Origin of the sequence: Schlesneria sp. (assembly GCF_036405755.1) — a bacterium.
Taxonomy (GTDB): Bacteria; Planctomycetota; Planctomycetia; order Planctomycetales; family Planctomycetaceae; genus Schlesneria; species Schlesneria sphaerica.
The window spans coordinates 1-3,896 of sequence record NZ_DASWWZ010000403.1; the positions used below are offsets into that span (position 1 = coordinate 1).

Genomic DNA, 3,896 nt, shown 5'->3' on the forward strand with positions numbered 1-3,896 from the left:
CGTAGAGTGCGATCAGACTCTGAAAGGCGATGATGCACGCCATGGTGGTCGTGGTCGGCATCACGTGATGACCACCGATCCCCGTCCAGCGGCTGATTGTGGGCTGAAGCAGGAACAACGCCGAGGCCAGCAGAATCAACCAGGGGACCATTTCCTGAAAGATGGCATCTTTCTGGCTCACCACCAGCCACGTGCCGAGCGATCCTCCCACCAGCGAAGGAACCATCAAAGGCATGATCCAGCGGCGCTGGCTGACGATTTCGCGACGATATCCCCAGGTCGCGGCAAGCGAACCTGGGAACAGTGCAACAGTGCTGGTGGCACTCGCAATCACGGCGCTGGCTGCGGAAGGCCCGAGAATCCAGGTGAGAGCGGGAAAAGTAAGCAAAGTGCCGCCTCCCGCTACCGAATTGATGGCTCCGGCAACGAGCGCGGCACTACAGAGAAAGACAAGTTGAGCGTCCATGAACGGATCATACGCGAATGAGCAACTGAACTCTCTATCGCCCTGATCCGCCAAACACTTTGCTGGTGTTCCCGTCGGATTGCTGCTGAGGAGCTTGGCGAAGCTTTGAGTATGAGCCAGAGACGTTTCCGCTCGAGGTACGATCTCCGGTGACATCTTTGGTCGATTCGCTGGCCGATCCTGCCTTCAGGTTCCACTTGTTGCCTGGTTGACCTGGAAGGAACGTTCGCCGCTTGGAGTGGTACCCGATGTAGGCCAGGAAGTCATTCATCTTGATCACGCGGACACCGTTAGCACGCGCTTCCTGAACCATGTCTTTCAAGTGATTCTGCAGTCTGGTCGCTTTCGCTTCTTCTGCGGCACCGACAGCATTGGGTAGTTCGAGGATGTCCCCCTTGACCAGGAAGCGGGTATGAACGGTGATCTTGCCGTCCTCTGGAATCCGGTTCCCGTCGTCATCAATTTCGTTATCAATAATGCAGCCTGCGGAAGCCATCATGCGATGAAGTTCTTCCCGGTCACTGCGACCATCTCCGTCCAGATCGAACGTACCGATCAGAGAGATCTTTTCGACAAGCCCGGGACTCCAGATGGGGGTGTAGATCAGATCGCCAGCGACCATCGGCCGGTAGAGATCCTCATCAATGACCTTGGCCTCGGCCATGTGGGGGCCAAGCAGTCGCGTCACTTCAATTTTGCCCTTGATATCTTCAGCGCCACGTCCGACACCCAGGTTATCCTTTGAGTAGACACTGAATGTCATCCGGGGTTTCAGGTTGTCAGCTTCCCCGACGTTGATCCAGACAGTCCCCGTATCGTGCTCGACCCGACGGATCATTCCGTCAACATCTTCAAAACTCAGCTTCTCAAGTTCGTCGATCTTTTCCTTGAAGAAATCGATTCGTGCACCCAGACTGGCAATCAAGTCGTTCAGCTCTTTGCGTTCTTTCTCACGCGACTCTTTCTCCTGAGTCAATTCGACGCTGGTCGCATTCAGGTTTGCCTTGATGGCGGCGATTTCCCGATCCTTGGCGATCACCCGCTCATCGCGGTCGCTGATCACAGCCAGTTTGTCTCGCTCGGCATCTTTGGTTTGCTGCCCGTAGTTATCGACCTGCCCTTGATACTGACCCTTGAGTGCCAGGATTTCTTTTTCCAGTGCGTTGATCTTGGCGACTTTCGAATCACGATCAGCCGTCGTCGCATTCAATGCGTCACGCATCTTACGCAAGGTTTCAACAACAGTGGGTCCCTGAGCATCCAGCCCATTCACCTGCAGTTCCGAGTCCAGGCCCTTGATGACGGTCGCTTTGTTTTCTGGGTTATTGGGGTCTTCGACCTGATCGAGCTTGATCCCAATCTTGTTCTTGAGTGCCAGTACCTCATCGTCCCGCGTCTTCTGTGCCCGGTTCAGCTTCTGATTTTCATCGTTCAGCTTCGCCACCTCTGCATACTTGTCAGATGCATCCCGGTGGAACATGTATGTGGTGATCCCCAGAACGACAGAGGACACGACAAACGCAACCAGAAAGTAGTGTACGGGACCTGGTTTATTGGCAGCAGAGGCCATGGTCTTCCCTTTGGCGAGAACCGTGCAATGCGAAACAGACAACGAATGGACAATGGCCGGACGGAGAAACGAAGTGACTACGCTTTGCGCACACTTATATTCAGTCTAAGGGGCGCCTGGCACGAGTCAAGAAGTTTATGTTCACCTACCCTCAGATCTATTTCCTCTCCGACGAAATCGCGCAACCTGACATAACCAGCACATACAGCACTGGCATGAACGTATCTTGATCCTGCGCGGTCTCAATCTTCACTGTCGGCAGCCGAGGATTGCGTCGTTTCGCAAAAACGGTTGCAATACAGGCAACGGATGATTCTTTGCGCCAGTCTAACAATTAATCCGGTTCTACCTTCGATTTCATCACAGAAATCACACAGACAGGCAGGGTCGGGCGTAGACGTAGACAGCCGTCGGACAGACGAATCGCCGCTTGATCGAACTCTCGCGGCGGAACCGCCCCGACAAAGGGACGCACTCCATTCCGACACAGGACGAAAAACAGGGATTTGTGAACTGATGAGGACAAACTTTGATCGGCATTCTGTTAAACGTGTTTTCCGGGGAATCTTGACCCCATTTTTCCTCGCGATGACGGCAGGTTGCCCGTCAGATCCCCCGCCGACCTCAAATGTCTCACAACAACTGCGCGGGCAGGAACTGGAAATCGTCACCCCGCAGTCCCTCAATCTCCCCGGCCGATGGGAGGTGATGCTTCAGGAATGGTCGTCCCAAACCGGAGCAACGACTCGCATTTCTGAATACGACGAAGCCGAGGGGTTCCCCAATCTGTCCGACCTTTCTCCAGAATCGGGCGGTCGCCTGGTTCTGGTCCCCTTTCGCCAGTTCAATCTGGCCGATCGCCACCTTTCGCGACTGACGACAATCGATACCCGGGATATTTTTAAAGGGTTAAGGGAGCGTACCCTGTCTCGAGAACGGGAGGTCATTGCGATTCCAGTCTCTGCCCCGTTGCTTGTGGTCTATTACCGCGCCGATCTTTTGAGGACGGCAGGACTTAAGGCCCCGGAGACGTGGGACCAGTACGCCCAATTGATCGACACGCTCGATCAGTGGGCCAATGGGTTGGTGGCAGTCGAGCCGCTCAGCGTGGATTCTCGAGCCACCACATTCTTTGCACGCGCTCTCGCCTACTGCAAACACCCGGAAAACTATTCGGTCTGGTTCGATATCGATACCGCCAAACCGACCCTGAATTCCCCCGGTTTCATCGAAGCACTGGAAGTCGCGGGCAGAGTCTGGAACAAACTTCCCCGGGAAGTGGCGTCTTATTCCCCCGCCGACTGCCGCAATCAGATTCTGGCCGGAAAAGCCGCAATCGGACTGACATTTGAGCCGTCGAATTCGTCTGCGGAGGCAGCCTCCCCAGAAGAGACCTCAGTGCTTCGAGCTGAAGGAATTGAGATCGGAATCTGTCGCCTGCCGGGATCGAGACGTGTCTACAACCGCAACTCGAAGAAGTGGGACGCGATTCCAACAGGGTCCGTCCACGCCCCGGCTCTGTGCGGATTCTCGGGACTCATCGCCGGAGTAGTTCTTCCCCCTGATCGAGCGCAGGAATCCGCGGCTCTCCAGTTCATCGAAAGCTTAAATTCGTCGCCCCTCTTCGAGGAAGCGTTTGCGAATTTGCCCAAAAGCCCCTGTCGTGAGTCCCAACTGGAACTGGCACCCAACTGGTATACCCCGTCGCTTCAGTCAGAAGAGGCGAGTCAATACGTCGACGCGGTCGCTCAGTCGCTGCGTGACTCAGAACTTGTTTATGAACTTCCGGTCATCGGAGCAAATGACTTCCGCGCAGTGACGTCCGAGATCCTGGGACAATTCCTTGAAGGACAGCTCGAT

At 55.1% G+C, this 3,896-nt stretch carries 3 protein-coding genes; 1 reads left to right on the forward strand and 2 read right to left on the reverse strand.

Annotated elements, in window-relative coordinates; all coding sequences use genetic code 11:
* Together VGE80_RS13890 and VGE80_RS13895 are read right to left on the reverse strand one after the other, a co-directional pair.
* The coding region (locus VGE80_RS13890) for a TSUP family transporter (protein WP_440593090.1) at positions 1 to 466 on the reverse strand (466 nt) is incomplete at its 3' end.
* Positions 467 to 500: 34 nt separating this feature from the next.
* Positions 501 to 2,036, reverse strand: coding sequence for a hypothetical protein (locus VGE80_RS13895; protein ID WP_397568088.1), 1,536 nt, complete (start codon positions 2,034 to 2,036; stop codon positions 501 to 503).
* 567 nt (positions 2,037 to 2,603) lie between these two features.
* Between VGE80_RS13895 and VGE80_RS13900 the strand changes: the two genes are divergently transcribed.
* A partial coding sequence (locus VGE80_RS13900) for an extracellular solute-binding protein (RefSeq protein WP_440593091.1) occupies positions 2,604 to 3,896 on the forward strand: 1,293 nt, incomplete at its 3' end.